The sequence below is a fragment of the Marinactinospora thermotolerans DSM 45154 genome, from assembly GCF_900167435.1.
GTDB lineage: Bacteria > Actinomycetota > Actinomycetes > Streptosporangiales > Streptosporangiaceae > Marinactinospora > Marinactinospora thermotolerans.
The window spans coordinates 411,508-426,179 of the sequence record NZ_FUWS01000002.1; the positions used below are offsets into that span (position 1 = coordinate 411,508).

Sequence of the window (14,672 nt, forward strand, 5' to 3'; positions counted from 1 at the left end):
GCCGGTCGGCCGGCGCCCCGCTCACAGGGCGAAGAGCTGTTCTTGGCCGTCGGCTGCTCCCGGGTCGGGGAGCGCGACGGCGTCGGGCGCGGGGGCCGCCTCTTCGGCGTCGGGCATCGGGAGGTAACGCCCGGCCGCCGCGCTGACCACGACGAGCCCGCCGGGAAGCGACACGGCCAACCCGACCTCGGTCAGGGTCTCCAGCACCGAGGAGGCGAGCCGGTCGGTGTCGCGGACGGCGTCCTTGGACCAGGCCCGTGGATGGCGCGCCGCCAGATCGGCGACCACCGCGTCGAACCGCTCGCGCGTCACGGCCACGCCGTCACGGTCCACCTCCCCGCCCCGCCCCGGGGATTCCTCGCCGTGGTCGATGCCGGGGCGGGACCCCTCCTCCACCAGCTCGGCCGCCGCCAACAGGGCGATGCGGGCGAAGGTGCCCCCGCCGGGAAAGGCCCGGTCGGTGAGGTAGCCGTCGGGATCGACCGCGAGCACGCCCTCCGCGCGCGCCTCCAGCCGCATGCCCGTCAGCTCCTCCAGCAGGCGCGCCTCGGAACGCAGGTGGGTGCGTAGCCAGTCCCGTTCCTCGGGGGTCAGCGACGAACGCGCCACCACGGGGTCCTCGACCAGCCGGCGGCGTACCCGGTGACGGACGTCGGCGGACTCCGCGCCCGCGTGGGCCAGGGCCTCCGGTGAGGCGACCCGGGACAGGGGGACGGCCACGAGGTGGGCCAGCAGTTCCACGTCGACGGTGAGGAGCGCCTCCCGGGCGGCGTCGTCGGCCCACGGCGCGACGCTGCCGTCGGTCTCGGTGAGCACCCCCAGGTCGACCAGGTGACGCAGCGCCGCGGCGAGCGCCCGACGGTCGACGATCCCGGTGCCCAGGTCCAGGCCGGCCTCGGCGCCGGCCGCCCGCACGTCGGCGACCAGCCCCGACAGCAGGAGCTGGCCGCTGCCGCCGGTGAGCACCGCCAGCACCAGCGCCAGGTAGGCGTAGGCGCGCGGCGTGAGGGGCGCCCCGTTGGGTTTGCGCGCGCCGCGCACGCCGTCGGGTCGGCGCCCGGTCTTGTACAACCGGGCGAAGGACGGTTCGACCACCAACCGGTAGCCGAGGTAGGCGGTGAACAGGGTCTGTAACCGGTCGGCGTAGCGGCGCACCGTGCCCAGCGCCTCGCCGTCGGGTCCCTCCGCGCGAAGCAGGGGCCGCCGCAGCAGCACCCGCGCGCACCTGCGCACCTGGGCCGCCTCGATCGCGTCCAGGCCGTCCAACGCGGCGGTCTCGGCCGGGGCCAGGGTGGAGCGGGGGCTCATCGGATCGCCGCCGTGACGTCCAGGCGCACGTCCACCCCGTGCAGCTCCAACGTTCCCAGGACCGATCCCACGCGGGTGACGTGTCCCTGCGGGCGGGGCAGCAGGGTCAGCGTCAATCCGCTCACCGGATCGCCGGCCGCGCCCTGTTCGGCGGGGCCGTCGCGGCCGTCTCCGGCCAGCGCCAACAGCTCGCACAGCAGCTCCAGCGCCGGCCCCGACAGCCGGGCCCCGGCGAGGTCGTGGGCGGCCGCGGCCAGCTCGCCGACGGCGGCGGCGTGCCGTTGTTCCCGCCGGGCCGCCTCGGCGAGCAGGGCGGCGCGCCCCAGCGGATCGTCGCTCACCCGTGGGACCCGCCCCGCGGGCGGGCGCTCGGCGCGGGTGCGCAGGTTCACCTCGACCGGCACGCGGGGGCCCTCCCGCCAGGACAGGTCGGGGGCCGGGGTGTCGTCCTCCCCGGCGAGGCCCAGATGGCGGGAGGAGAAGAGCCCGAACGCCGCCGCGTACAGGTCGTGCGCCTGTTCGGGGGAGGAGGCGTCGAACCAACGGGCCAGGGTGAGCAGGTCCCGTCGCCGGCCGGGATCGACGCCGCCGGCCCCGGTGATCCGCTTGACGTTGGTGAGCAGCGCGGTGATGGCCCGGCTGGTCGCCTCGCGCAGCCCGTCGACCTCGGAGGGGCGGCCCGGCCGGCCCACGAACCAGTCGGTCAACCCGTCCCAGTCGGCCTCGCGGCGACCCGGCGCGCGCTCCAGCAACTCGGTCTGCCCGGCACGGGTGGCGCGCGGGGTGAGGTCGCCGGGGCCTCCGCCGAGCAGGTCGAGCAGGGAGGCCCGCTGCCGGTTCAGGGCGGTCAGGTGGGCGGTGATCGGCGCGGAGTGGCGCAGGACGTCCTTGACGATCAGCTCCACGTACTCCAGCAGCATGTGCTTGAACCCCGATGTCTCGGCGGGGTCGAGGTCGTAGCGGGCGATGACCGAGCCGAGGTAGGCGTAGAAGTCGCGGACCGCCGCGGCGAACTCGTCGTGTTGCAGGAACAGGGTGGTGACCTGCTGGGCCAGTCGCTCCCGCAGCGTCCGCGACACGGTGGGCGCCGGGCCGCGCTCGGCGGTGAGCACCTCCCCGAGCGTACGGCGGATCGCGGCGAGCCCTTCCTCGATCGCCGGGAGCAGTTCCCGCGACACCTCGCGCGCGCCCTCGGCGACGTCGAGCATCTCATCGACCTCGCGCTGTACGCGCATGGCGAGCTTGGCCACCTGGTAGCGGACGCGGCTACGGGTGAACTCGGCGATGGTCGCGGCCGGCTCGCGGCGGCCGGGGAGGAGGTTGCCCCAGCGGGCCAGCTGCTCCAGGCGGTCGACGACGGTGTCGGGGGCGGCCTCGCCGGGGTCGATCTCGCCACGCCGTTCGGCCTCCACCAGCGCGGCCGCGACCTCCCCGGCCCCCAGGTCGGCCAGCAGGGTCGAGGTGAACAACCGCATGATGGCGAGGTAGGTACGGCGCTCGGGCGCGCTGAGGTAGGCGTAGAGCCGCAGGCGGGACAGGTCACCGGCCGGGGGAGGGGGCGAGGGGGGTTCCTCCCGCGGGACCGAGGGGTGCGCGTGCGGGATGTCGTCGGCTTCGGTAGGCATGGCCTGCCCCAACTTAGTCCCTCGACGTCCCGGCCGAGGCCGTTCGGCCGGGACGGGCCGGGGCGGCCGAGGCTCAGGGGACCAGCAGTGTCAGGGTCTCGGCGACCAGGGCGGGACGCTCCACGCCCTCGATCTGGACCTCGTGCCGCATGGTCAACAGCAGTCCCTTGTCGGTCTCCTTGACCTCGGTCAGTTCGATGCCGTCGCGGACGCGCGATCCCACCGTGACGGGCTGAAGGAAACGCACCTTGTTCAGGCCGTAGTTGACGCCCATGGTGGGAGGAGTGTCCAGCTCGTAGACCTCCGGTCCGAACATCGGCAGCAGGGACAGGGACAGGAAGCCGTGGGCGATCGTGCTTCCGAAGGGGCCGCGCGCCGCGCGTTCGGGATCCACGTGGATCCACTGGTGGTCTCCGGTGGCCTCGGCGAAGGCGTCGATCCGTTCCTGGGTGACGACGTGCCAGTCGCTGTATCCGAGGTGCTGGCCACGGGCGGCGGCCAGGGCGGTGACGTCGGTGAACCTGCGCATGGGCCTTGCACTCCTTCGGGCCGTGGCCGGGGATCTGGACCGACCTTACCCCATACCGACTGACCGGTTTGTGTCGGGCGCCACGTAGGGAAGGCCGCGTCCCCGACAGCGCCGTCAGGACCCGGTGAGCTGGGTGATGCGTTGCGGGGACAGCCCCAGATAGTGCGAGATGTCGACCAGGGTGAGCCCGGCGGCGGTCAGCCCGGCCACCGCCTGCCGGGTCTTGGCCGTCGCACCGCGTAACGCCTCGTCGGCCTCGTGCAGGGCCCGGCGCGCCTCAAGCGCCAACCGGTCGAGCTCGTCGCTGACCCGGGGAAGCAGATCGATGTGCACCTGCTCCTCCGCCAACTCGGCCTGGCCCGCGATGTACTCGCGGGCCCGGGACTCGGCGTCGGCCAGCGTGGGCGACCACGTGACCCCCACCCCGTCCACCCGTAGCTCCCACCCGTTCTCCCACTTGCGGGCGTGAACCTCGTACAGCGCCACCGAGGGCCTCCCTATCGAGTGCTCTGGGCCCCGATCATCCCGGAAAGTCCGCAACGGCGGCAAGAGTGCCGGGTCATTCACCCAAAGTGACCGTCGCGCCCAGCCCGTCCAGCACGACCCCGCCCCGATAGCCGATGGCCGACCGTGTCTCCACCAGGTAGAGCCGCTCGACCTCGGCCGGGTGCGCCACGGCGTCACCGACCGGGATCTCGGCCCGGCGCCACCCCGTCCAGTCGACCGTGGGCCCATGCAGGGACACCCGCCGCCCATCCGCGCCGATCACCGTCGCCGCCAGACGCGCGCCCATCCCGTCCCCCCGCACCCACGCCCACAGGCGGGTGGCGTGGCCTCCCAGGGGCAGGGGTGAGGGCGCCAGCGCGTAGGCCGCGCGGGTCCCGGTGGAACCCGTGAAGTCGTAGTCCAGGGCCAGCCCCGTACCGTCACGGCCCGCGACCGCCGCCACCGACGCCGTGGCGCGCACGGCCTCGGCCGACCACGACGCCGCGTCGTCGAAGGAGGCGAGCTCCCGCTCGGTCGTTCCCACCCGCACCGGCACGCTCACCCGTCGTCCGGCCGCCTCGAACCCGATGGAGGTCGTTGCCGCCGCGACGGTCGCCGTGACGGCGAAGGTCCCGTCCGCGCGTGAAACGACGCGGAGCAGTTCCGGATCGACATCGACGGTGACGTCCTCGGGCTCGATCGGCGCCCGGGTCCCGTCGGGCGCCACGCCGGTGAGGGCGAGCACCGCCGGATTCGCGGGATCGGGCAGCGCCAGCGACGCCGGTGCCGCCTCCAGCAGTTGCGGGGGAGGAAGCACCTCCAGCGTCACCGCGCCCTCGACCCCCGCCGCGCGGGCGCTGACACGCGCGCTCCCCGGCGGCCCCGCGGTGAACGCGCCCGCCGAAACCCTTCCCGACGTCGCGTCCCACTCCGTGGCGGGGCGCCGTCCCGCCGCTTCCACCGGCCCGTAGGCCGCGTCGTGGGGAACGGCCTCCAGGCGCCGGAGAAGCCCGGAGAAGACCCGGTGGGGGTCGGCGTGGACGGGGGCGCCGGTCCGCGCCGGCACCAACGGGTCGATGCGCGGGCGCACCCACAGGCCGCTCGCCCGGCCATCGCCCCGAGGAGCGTGGACGGCCAGGCCGTTGGGGACCGGACGCTCTTCCTCGCCGGTGCGGTTGTGCCGGCGCAGGCCGGTGTCGCCGGGGGAACGCGCGAGCAGCGCGGCGGAGCCGCCACCGTCGAGCTCCAGGGCGTCGTCGGCGCCGGCGGCCCGCATCCGTTCGCCCATCTCCCGCAGGGTCGCGCCGGGGCTACCGGTGTAGCGGCCGTCGGCCACGATCGCATACATCCGCCTGCCGTCGGCGGAGAAGCCGATCGCGGTGCGCGGATGCCGCGAGGTGTCGGCGATGTCGGCGACCACGCCGTCGCGCAGCAGCACGTGCCGCCCGCCGATCGCCAGGTGGGGGCGGACCCCCTCGGCCGTCAGCGTGTAGTCGACCTCGACCCGGTCCCCCGGCCGCAGGCCGCCGAGGCGGTCGGCAGCCTCCCCGCGGCCCAGGAGGACGGTGCCCCCCTCCGGCACCGTCCCCGCGCCGGCCGCCTCGCCGCTATGGGTCACCACGCCGTCCTCGACCAGCACCTCGCGGACCCGCCCGGCCCCCGGCACCGTGTCACCGCGCGGGTGCTCGCCCCAGGCCGGGGTGAAGACCCCCAGTCCGTCCACCGGGATCTCGTGGGCGTTGAGCCGATCCACTCCCAGGGCCGTCGAGGACGACACGGCCGCGCCGGAGAAGGAGACCGGGCCGATCCGGCCACGGCCCTCCGGCGCGACCAGAACGGCGTGGCCGTGTCCGGGGGAGGGGGACTTGACCACCTCGCCCCCGCGCGCGGCCGCGCCGAGAGGGGCGTCGGAGCCGCCGATGTCGAAGAAGTCCCCGTTGACGGCGGCGACCGCACCGGCCGCCGTCGCCCGCGCGTGCAACGAGCCGGTTCCCGCCACCCGGCCCCCGTCCAGGTAGCCCAGGCGGGGGCCGGCGGACAGGTCCACGCGCAGCATGGTGAAGCGTTGGCGGTGCGCGCCGGAACCGACCTCGCTGGAGACCAGCTCCACCCCGGGAGCGACGGGTTGTCGGCGCACCGTCTCGACCGGGGCCGCCATGGCCGGGGCGACGGGGGCGAGCAGGGCCGCCGGAGACAGGAGGGCGACGGCGAGGCACAGGGACGCGCGCACGGACACACGGACCTCCGTTCCGGCCATGGGGGCGGACATCAGCGGGGGAGCGGCCGGCCCGGCCGCCGCCAGGGCGGAACGTGGCCGTCCGTTCCCCTGGGGCGCCATCCCGCGCCACGCTCACTCACTCTGAGTGAGCATACGTGTACGTCCGATTAACGTCGACGTTGCGCGCGTTGACCTGTGGGCAACACCGCCTGCCTAGAGTCGCCAGGGTCGGGCCCGTCCCGCCCACGGGTCGTGGCGGGCCGCGAAGAGAGCGAGGAGCACCATGGTCCGTGCGGCCGGGGCGACCGGACGCCCCCTCCACGTCCCCGTCGTCGACCTGACGGGCTGGGAAGGCGGCTCCGTGCGGCGCCGGGCGGCCATCGCCGCCCGCGCCGACGGTGCGGCGCGCAGAAGCGGTTTCATGCAGATCACCGGGCACGGAATCCGGCCCGAGACGTTCCAAGGGCTGGCCGAGGCGATGGACGCGCTCTTCGACCGGCCGTCCTCGACCGACCCCGACACGTCTCTGCCTCCCGCGCCGGGAACGGGACGGGGCTACGGCCGCCCCGAAGGCGGTTGGGTGAGCCACGGGCCGGCCGAGCCCGACGGGACCGCGCGGACCTTCACCATCGGTACCCAGGCGGCCGACCACCCCGACCGGGCACTGCCCGACGACCTGTACCCGGCCAACGTCTGGCCGCCTGGGCTGCCCGGGGTCGAGCCCCGGACGATGGCGTGGTTCACCGAGGCCAGCCGGCTCGCGCGTCGCCTCACCGAGGTGTTCGCGGTCGCCCTGGACCTGCCCGACGCCTTCTTCCTCACCTACAGCGGGCACTCGCTGGACGTGCTGCGACTGTACGAGCACCCGGCGGCGTCGTCGGCCGAGGAATCCCCGACCGGCCCCGGAACAGTGCCTCCCGGACACACCGACTTCGGGATCCTCACCTTGCTGTGGGCCGAGGGAGGCGGACGGTTGCAGGCGCGCGACCGCGCCGGTGACTGGCACGACGTCCTGCCCCGTCCCGGCACCCTGCTCGTGGGGGTCGGAGACCTCCTGGCGCGCTGGACCAACGACCGCTGGACCTCGCCGGTGCACCGCGTCCTGCCGCCGGGGACGGCCGGCACGTCCGGGCGGCGCCGGGCGGCGGCCTTCTTCCACCACGGCGACTTCGACGCCCTGGTCACCCCGGTGCCCACCTGCGTCGAACGCGCCAATCCCGCGCGCTATGGGCCGGTGACGATCGCGGCGCACCTCGCAGAGAAGCGGGGACAGGCCCCGCCGGTCCCTCCGACGTCCCCCCTGGCGGGACCGCCGTCCTTCTCCCGCAGGACGGCGCGCGCCCGAGCGGTCGAGGGAGGCCGGCTGCCGACCCGCTGAACGGGGAGGGGAGCCGGCGCGCCGTCCTCAGCCGGTGAGGGTCAGGCTCGTGACGGCCATGGCGCGGATCGCGCCGGGGTCCACCTCGTGGCCCAGGCCGGGACGGGTCAACGGAACCGGAACGATGCCGTCATGGGCCCGGACCGGTGGTGTCACCACGTCACGCGAGAAACGCCCCCCGGCCCCCGGCATCTCGGTGGGCAGGGTCACCCCGCGCAGCGACGCCAGCGCGACGATGGCGGCCCGCCCCACCCCGGTCTCGTGGTCGCTGCCGCACCACACCTGCCAGCCGGCGTCCACCGCGCGGTCGTGGGCCCGCCGCGCGGGGGTGAGCCCGCCCATGGCGGACATGCTCAGGTGGAGCGCGCTCGCGGCCTCGGTCCGGATCGCCTCGTCGAGGCGGTCCAGTGAACCGGCGGGGCAGCGGATGGCGACGGGGGTGCGCAGGTCCCGGCGCAGCCGGGCGTGGGCGGCCAGATCATCGGAGGCGAACGGCTGCTCGACGGCGAGGAGCCCGTAGTCGTCCAGGGCGCGCAGCGTCGCGAGGTGGTCGGGATCCTCGCTGTAGCGGCCACCGGCGTCGACCTGCAACGCCAGGTAGGGGAAGGCCGCCTGCACCGCCCGCACCACCTCGATGTCCCAGCCCGGTTCGATTTCGAGCCTGATGCGCTTGAAACCACTGCCGACCTGCCGGTTCACCTCGTGCACCAGAGCTTCGAGGGACGGCTGCCGGGCCAAGGTGACCCCGGCGGTCACGGCGGTGCGGGTACCACCGAGCGCGTGGGAGAGCGGTGTGTCGCGTTGCCGGCTCCACAGGTCCCAGCAGGCCACGTCCAGGCCGCACCGCACCGCGGGATCGGCCGGCAGGCCCGCCCACGCGTGCTCGACATCGGTGGGACGCTGCCAGGAGTGGCGCAGCAGCGCGGGGGCGAACTCCTCGACCAACGCCCGCCACCCGGCCGATCCGGGGATCTCGCCCCACCCGGTGACGCCGGAGGCGTCGGCGACCCGGACCAGGACGTGATCGGCGTAGCGGGGCCGCTCGCCCACGCCCCGGTTACGGGGCTTGGGCTGGACGAGAGGCAGCCGCAGCAGCGTCGCGTCGATCGTCGCGACGCGGGTGAGCGTCGCGGGTTCGGTGCGTGACACGCGGGTTCCGCCTCCCAGGAGCGATGTCGGACAGGGACGCGACGAACGCCCCATCTCGACGTTATCCCCTCAGACCCGGGCCGACCACCGGTCCGAGCGCAGATGTGGGATCGCTCGCGTTCACGCCCGCCCCCGTTTGGTCGCCGCGAAGATCAGCCCCATGCGCAACTCGCCGCGCCGCGCGCCGCCGAACCGATCGCGCAGCGCCGCCTCGACACGGTCCAGTTGCGTGTCGCTGAGCGCCAGGCGGGTGTCGCTGTGATGCCAGGCCAAGACGGCCCTGCCCCCGGGGCGCAGCACGCGATGGAGTTCGCCGACGCCCGCGTCCAGGTCCGGCCACATCGCGACGGTGTTGACCGAGACGACGACGTCGACGTCGCCGCTGGCGACACCGGTGTGGGCCGCGTCGGCCCGGTACAGCCGCACCCTGCCACGCCGCACCGCAGCGGCGTTGCGACGCAGCGCCATCCGCACCATCTCCGGCGAGGGGTCGATGCCGGTGACGGTCACCTCGGGTGACCGGGCCAGCGCCTGGACCAGGACACCCGGGCCGGTACCGATCTCCAGGACGTGATCGCCCGGACGCACCCCCAGCGAATTGGCGATCTCGATGTTTTGCGCCCGGTTGGTCCAGGCCAGCACCACTCCGGCGAGAAACCCCGGCAGTCCTCGGGGAAGCGCGAACGGATTGGACCCCGGGGGCTGACCCGTCCAGAGATCTCGATGCGTCATGGTGTCTCTCCTCCAGCAGGGAGACTTCCCGTCACGGAGGGTGTTCACGCCTGTCGCCGCGTGGTACCGCGCAAGGGCGCGGACCTTTCACTCCTTGAGGACCTCGGCGACGTCGCGCGAGGACAGTCCGTGCGCCTGGGCGACCGCCGCGTTGGTGAGTTCGCCGTCGAAGGTGTTCAACCCCAGGGCGAGGGCCGGATCCTCCGTCAGGGCCCGCCGCCACCCCTTGTCGGCCAGGGCCACCGCGTAACGCAGGGTGTCCTTGGTCAGGGCGTGGGTGGAGGTGTTGGGGACCGCGCCCGGCATGTTGGCCACGCAGTAGAAGACGGTGTCGTGGACCGCGAAGGTGGGATCGTCATGGGTGGTGGGGCGGCTGTCGGCGAAGCAGCCCCCCTGGTCGATGGCGATGTCGACGAGCACCGCCCCCGGACGCATGCGCGCGACCAGGTCGTTGCCCACGAGCTTGGGGGCCTTCGCGCCGGGCACCAGCACCGCGCCGATGACGAGATCGGACTCGACCACGGCACGCTCAAGCTCATAGGCGTTGGAGGTCACGGTGCGCACCCGCCCCCGGTAGAGCGCGTCCGCCCGGCGCAGCTTGTCGATGTCCAGGTCCAACAGCGTGACGTCGGCGCCCATGCCGACCGCGATGCGGGTGGCGCTCATCCCCGACACGCCGGCGCCCAGAACGGTGACCCTCGACGGGGGGACGCCGGGCACACCGCCCATGAGCATCCCCCGCCCGCCGTTGGGGCGCTGCAGCGTGGCCGCGCCGACCTGCGGCGCGAGCCGGCCCGCGACCTCCGACATCGGGGCCAGCAACGGCAGCGAGCGGTCGGGGAGCTGGACGGTCTCATAGGCGATTCCGGTGACCCCCCGCTCCAGCAGGGCGTCGGTACAGGGGCGGGAGGCGGCCAGATGGAGGTAGGTGAAGAGGGTCTGGCCCGGCCGCATCCGGTGGTACTCCTCGGCCACGGGCTCTTTGACCTTGAGGATCAGCTCGCCCTCGGCCCAGACCTCGTCGGCGTTGTCGACAATCGCGGCTCCGGCCGCGACATACTCGTCGTCGGAGATGGACGAACCGGCCCCGGCATCGCGCTCGATGACGACCTGGTGTCCCCGCCCGACCAGTTCGTGGACGCCGGCGGGGGTGATGGCCACCCGGTACTCGTGGTTTTTGACCTCGCGGGGCACACCGATGCGCACGGTGCATCTCCTCCTCGTATCGCCTGTGATACCTACCCACTGTGCGATGTCGCGAGACCCCGTGCCATGACCACGGTGCATGTCCATTGGGGATTTTCTTGACATCCTGTCAAAGGCGGGACGCTTATCGGGCGGCCGGCAGCAGCAGGCCGCCGTGCCGTGCCGGGGAGAGGTTGCGCCGCGCCGCCTCCCGTGGCAGCACCCGGCCCCGTACCCAGGTCGCCTCGACCCGGCCGTGCAACGTCCGGCCGGCGTAGGGGCTCGGGTCGGCGTGGGGGACCTCCTGGATCGACCACGGGTCGAACGCCACCAGGTCGGCGTCGGCGCCGACGGCGATCCGTCCCTTGGCGGACAGCCCGAGCGTCACTGAGGGGCCCGCCGCGGTCCAACGGGCGAGCGCGGAGAGGTCGAGGCCGCGCCGGCGGGCGGCGGTCCACATCGCCGGCAGCGTCCAGCGGATGGCGTCGATCCCGGTTCCCGGCCGGTGCCCGGAACCGATCGCGCCGACGATGTCACCGGAGCCGTCGAGCAGCGCGCTCCACAACGCCCCCCGATTGGCGTCGGAGCGGATCGGGGGGCGACAGCGGTAGGCGGGGTCGTCGTCGGGCACCTGCTCGGCGGGCAGGCACAGGTAGTGCGGGCTGGTCTGCGCGCTCACCGCCACCCCGATGGAACGCGCGGCGGCCAGCATCGCCGCGCACTCGGCCGCGACGAACGGCGCGACGTGCACCCGGGCACCGGTCACCCGCGCGGCGGCGATGACCCGCTCCAGGCCGCGCCGTTCCGCGCGCGAGGGCCGCGCCGCCAGGAGCGCGCTGTTGCCGGAACCGGACGGCTTCGACAGCTCGCCCGCGTCCTCGGCGTGCACGACCAGGGGGACGCCCATCGCGGCCAGCCCCGCCATGGCCTTGCGCAGGCGTACGTCGTCCAGTGGTGCCAGGTCGGGGGCGCCTCCGTCCGACAGCGAGCAGGCGAACCCGGTGACGCCGGCCGCGCGCAGGTCGGCGAGGTCGGCGGGGGTGCTGCGGGGGGTCACGCCGCCGAGGAAGGCCACGTGGGTCCAGCTGTTGCCGGCCGCCGCGCGCACATGGGTGGCGAGCGCGTCGGCCGTGGTGATGGCCGGACGGGCGGGGGCGGGGGCGACGACGACGGTGGTGACACCGCCTTCGGCGGCGGTCCGGGTGGTGCGCGCGTACGCCTCGGCCACCGAGTCGCCGGGGGCCTGCACCGCCACGTCGACGTCGACGCACCCCGGCAGGAGCGCGACGTGGCCGAGATCGGTCTCGCGGCCGGCCGCCAGGGGGGTGTCGTAGTCGCAGACGGCCCTGATGCGTCCCCGGCTGACGGCCACCGACGCGGGGCCCGCGCCCTCGGGGGTGACGACCAGGCGGGAACGGATGACGAGATCGAATCGGCGCACCGGATCCCCTTCGTTGACGTGCTGGACGGACGGATCCGCCGTGGGACCCGTACCCGGACAGGGCGCCGCCCCGGCACCGGCTCCTGCCCGCCGGCGCCGGGAACCTCCAGCGGCCTGCGCCTTCCCGATTCTCGCCGGGTCGTCTCACCTTCGCGCCGCTTTTCCCGGATATCCCCCGGCTGCCTCCCTGACGGCGGGGCACACCCCGGTGCGGAATCAGGCCGGGAGCGGACACCGGCGACGCCTGCCCGCCGGAGGAGCCACCGGGGGATTAGGCTCTCGGCACGGGTGGCCGGGGTCACCCTCTCGTGCCCGTTCCCCCTGCTCACGACCCGGGTGAGGAGGGGCGAACGGTTCGTTTACCCTTAGCAGAGGTGGTGTCCGCCCTGGATCTCTCAGAGGTGCTCTTCAGCGACTTGGCCGCCGCGTTCGCCTCCTGGGTCCCCTGGATCCAAGGAGGGGCCGGTCTGGTGGTCGGCGCGGTGATCGGCACGCTGGTGGTGCGGCGCCGCCTCCGACAGCAGGACCCCCGACGACAACGGAGCGGCGCGCGTGGCTTCCCCGGGAATCCGCAAGACTGACACCCAGCGGAGCAGAGGCGGCGCGACCGCCATGGCCGTGGGCGGAGCCTCCGCCGCGGCCTGCCTCATCGCCCTGATCATCGCCCTCGTCGCCGGAGGGGCGGTGCGCGCCCAGGTCATCCCGGGCCTTCCGGACGCCGGCATGCTGACCCGATGGGGCCTTCCCATCTCCAAGACGGTCATGGACGTCACGGCCGCGCTCACGCTGGGGGTGCTGCTGCTCGCCGTGGTCCTGCTCCCCTCCGACCGGGGCGTGCTCGGCGGCCAGGCCCAGGGGTACGTCCGCGCGGCCTCGTGGGCCGCCCTCGTCTGGGCGGCCGCGGCGGCCGCCACCCTGATCTTCCAGCTCTCCGATCTGCTCGGGCTGCCCCCGATGGAGGTGATCGGCAACCAGCTCACCAGCTATGCGGGATCGGTCGCCCAGGGCATCGCCCTGATGCTGGTGATCCTGATCGCCACGGCCGTGGCGCTGCTGGGGCGCACGGTCGCCTCGGCGACGGGCACGCTGGGGCTGCTCGGCCTCACGCTCGTGGGCACGGTCCCCCCTGCGCTCACGGGGCACTCCTCCTCGTCCCCCAACCACGAGCTCGCGGTCACCGGCCTGGCGCTGCACGTCGTGGCCATCTCGGTGTGGGTTGGCGGCCTCGCCGCGCTCACCTACCACGCGCTGCGCCGCGACGGCGAGCACCTGGCCCCGGCCGCCGAGCGCTTCAGCCTGCTGGCCCTGTGGTCCTACGTCGGCGTCGCGGTCAGCGGCGTGGCCAGCGCGGCCAGCCGTCTCTACAGCGTCACGGACCTGTTCACCACCTCCTACGGGTTGATCATGGTGGCCAAGGCCGTGGTCTTCCTGGTCTTGGGCTACCTCGGCTGGCTGCATCGGCGCCGCACCGTGCCGCGCATCGCCGAGGGGGCCGGGCGGGCCCTGTTCGCGCGGGTCGCGGCGGTCGAGGTGGTCCTCATGTCGGTGGCCATGGGACTGGCCTCGGCCCTCAGCCGGACCGCTCCGCCGCCGCCGCTGGAGGGCACCTACGACCCGGTCCGGGAACTGCTGGGCTTCAGCATGCCTCCCGAGCAGAGCGCCTGGACGCTGTTGACCCTGTGGCGCCCGGACCTGTTCTTCGCCCTGCTCGTGGTCGTGCTCGGCGGGCTGTACGCGGCGGCCGTCCTACGGCTGCGCCGCCGCGGCGACCGCTGGCCCTGGGGGCGCCTCGTCGCCTGGTACGCGGGTCTGCTCACGATCGTGGTGGTCCAGCTCTCCGGTGTCGCCACCTACGCGATGGTGCTCTTCAGCACCCACATGGTGCAGCACATGGTGCTGTCGATGCTGACGCCGATCCTGCTGGTGCTGGGCGCTCCGGCCACGCTCGCGCTGCGGGCGCTCAAGCCGGCGAAGCGCCGAGGGGACCGGGGACCGCGCGAATGGCTCACCGCGTTCCTGCACAGCCGTTACTCCCGCTTCGTCACCCATCCGGCGTTCGCCGTCCCGATGTTCGTGGGCAGTACCTACGCGCTGTACTTCACCCCTCTGTTCGGCTCGCTCATGTCCGACCACCTCGGTCACCTGTTCATGGGCGTGCACTTCCTCCTCACGGGCTTCCTGTTCTACTGGATCATGATCGGGGTCGACCCGGCCCCGCGGAAGTACCCCTACCTGCTCCGCATCGTGCTGCTGTTGCTGGTCATGGGCTTCCACGCCTTCTTCGGCATCGCGATCATGATGCAGTCCGCGCCGCTGGGGATGGAGTACTACGGCCGTTTCGAGGTGCCGTGGCTGGAGAGCGTCGAGGACGACCAGTACACCGGCGGGGGCATCGCCTGGGCGATCGGCGAGATCCCGACGACGATCGTGCTCATCGCACTGGTCGTGCAGTGGTCGCGTGACGAGGAGCGGACGGAGCGGCGGCGCGAGCGGCACAGCCGTCGCGGCGGGTCCGACGACGCCGACATGGACGCCTACAACGCCTACCTCCAGCAGTTGGACCGCCGCTCCAGGGAACAACAGGGCTGAACGCGTGTGGGGCGGGGGCCCGGGCCCCCGCC

At 73.9% G+C, this 14,672-nt stretch carries 11 protein-coding genes; 2 read left to right on the top strand and 9 right to left on the bottom strand.

The features are described 5' to 3' along the window. Positions 1–21: 21 nt before the first annotated feature. The 5 genes from B5D66_RS04825 to B5D66_RS04845 all read right to left on the bottom strand — a co-directional run bounded on the left by B5D66_RS04825 (position 22) and on the right by B5D66_RS04845 (position 6,184). The gene (locus tag B5D66_RS04825) at positions 22–1,308 is read right to left on the bottom strand and encodes a TIGR02678 family protein (RefSeq protein WP_078760369.1); all 1,287 of its coding nucleotides are present in this window, start codon (positions 1,306–1,308) and stop codon (positions 22–24) included. Beyond that, a complete protein-coding gene (locus tag B5D66_RS04830; protein WP_078760370.1) occupies positions 1,305–2,933 on the bottom strand; it encodes a DUF2397 domain-containing protein in 1,629 nt (542 codons plus the stop codon). The genes B5D66_RS04825 and B5D66_RS04830 overlap by 4 nt, the downstream gene beginning before the upstream one ends. A gap of 73 nt (positions 2,934–3,006) precedes the next feature. Further along, entirely contained in the window at positions 3,007–3,462 is a 456-nt protein-coding gene (locus B5D66_RS04835) for a MaoC family dehydratase (protein WP_078760371.1), read from the bottom strand. Between the two features lie 114 nt (positions 3,463–3,576). Beyond that, the gene (locus tag B5D66_RS04840; protein ID WP_078760372.1) at positions 3,577–3,948 is read right to left on the bottom strand and encodes a hypothetical protein; all 372 of its coding nucleotides are present in this window, start codon (positions 3,946–3,948) and stop codon (positions 3,577–3,579) included. 73 nt (positions 3,949–4,021) lie between these two features. Beyond that, complete coding sequence (locus B5D66_RS04845; protein WP_159457215.1) at positions 4,022–6,184, bottom strand: phosphodiester glycosidase family protein; 2,163 nt, start codon at positions 6,182–6,184, stop codon at positions 4,022–4,024. A 265-nt stretch (positions 6,185–6,449) separates the two neighbouring features. Here B5D66_RS04845 and B5D66_RS04850 point away from each other — a divergent pair, with 265 nt between their 5' ends. After that, positions 6,450–7,544 (top strand): isopenicillin N synthase family dioxygenase, encoded by a 1,095-nt coding sequence (locus tag B5D66_RS04850; protein WP_078760374.1) that lies wholly within the window; start codon positions 6,450–6,452, stop codon positions 7,542–7,544. A 27-nt stretch (positions 7,545–7,571) separates the two neighbouring features. On the opposite strand, the gene B5D66_RS04855 is transcribed toward B5D66_RS04850, so the two are convergent. The 4 genes from B5D66_RS04855 to B5D66_RS04870 form a co-directional block, all read right to left on the bottom strand. Continuing rightward, positions 7,572–8,693 carry an enolase C-terminal domain-like protein gene (locus B5D66_RS04855; RefSeq protein WP_078760375.1) on the bottom strand — a complete coding sequence of 374 codons (1,122 nt, stop codon included), beginning with the start codon at positions 8,691–8,693 and terminating at the stop codon, positions 7,572–7,574. A 120-nt stretch (positions 8,694–8,813) separates the two neighbouring features. Then, entirely contained in the window at positions 8,814–9,425 is a 612-nt protein-coding gene (locus B5D66_RS04860) for a class I SAM-dependent methyltransferase (RefSeq protein ID WP_078760376.1), read from the bottom strand. Positions 9,426–9,512: 87 nt separating this feature from the next. Next, positions 9,513–10,631 carry an alanine dehydrogenase gene (gene ald / locus B5D66_RS04865; protein WP_078760377.1) on the bottom strand — a complete coding sequence of 373 codons (1,119 nt, stop codon included), beginning with the start codon at positions 10,629–10,631 and terminating at the stop codon, positions 9,513–9,515. 124 nt (positions 10,632–10,755) lie between these two features. After that, the gene (locus B5D66_RS04870; protein WP_078760378.1) at positions 10,756–12,051 is read right to left on the bottom strand and encodes an amidohydrolase family protein; all 1,296 of its coding nucleotides are present in this window, start codon (positions 12,049–12,051) and stop codon (positions 10,756–10,758) included. A gap of 612 nt (positions 12,052–12,663) precedes the next feature. On the opposite strand from B5D66_RS04870, the gene B5D66_RS04880 reads away from it, so the two are divergent. After that, entirely contained in the window at positions 12,664–14,640 is a 1,977-nt protein-coding gene (locus tag B5D66_RS04880; protein ID WP_078760380.1) for a bifunctional copper resistance protein CopD/cytochrome c oxidase assembly protein, read from the top strand. The last annotated feature ends 32 nt before the right edge of the window (positions 14,641–14,672 follow it).

What these genes read in the sequence shown, in the direction of transcription:
- B5D66_RS04880 (WP_078760380.1), top strand. Translation starts at nt 12,664, where the DNA reads ATGGCCGTGGGCGGAGCCTCCGCCGCGGCCTGCCTCATCGCCCTGATC.
- B5D66_RS04860 (WP_078760376.1), bottom strand. Translation starts at nt 9,425, where the DNA reads ATGACGCATCGAGATCTCTGGACGGGTCAGCCCCCGGGGTCCAATCCG.
- B5D66_RS04850 (WP_078760374.1), top strand. Translation starts at nt 6,450, where the DNA reads ATGGTCCGTGCGGCCGGGGCGACCGGACGCCCCCTCCACGTCCCCGTC.
- B5D66_RS04825 (WP_078760369.1), bottom strand. Translation starts at nt 1,308, where the DNA reads ATGAGCCCCCGCTCCACCCTGGCCCCGGCCGAGACCGCCGCGTTGGAC.
- B5D66_RS04830 (WP_078760370.1), bottom strand. Translation starts at nt 2,933, where the DNA reads ATGCCTACCGAAGCCGACGACATCCCGCACGCGCACCCCTCGGTCCCG.
- B5D66_RS04835 (WP_078760371.1), bottom strand. Translation starts at nt 3,462, where the DNA reads ATGCGCAGGTTCACCGACGTCACCGCCCTGGCCGCCGCCCGTGGCCAG.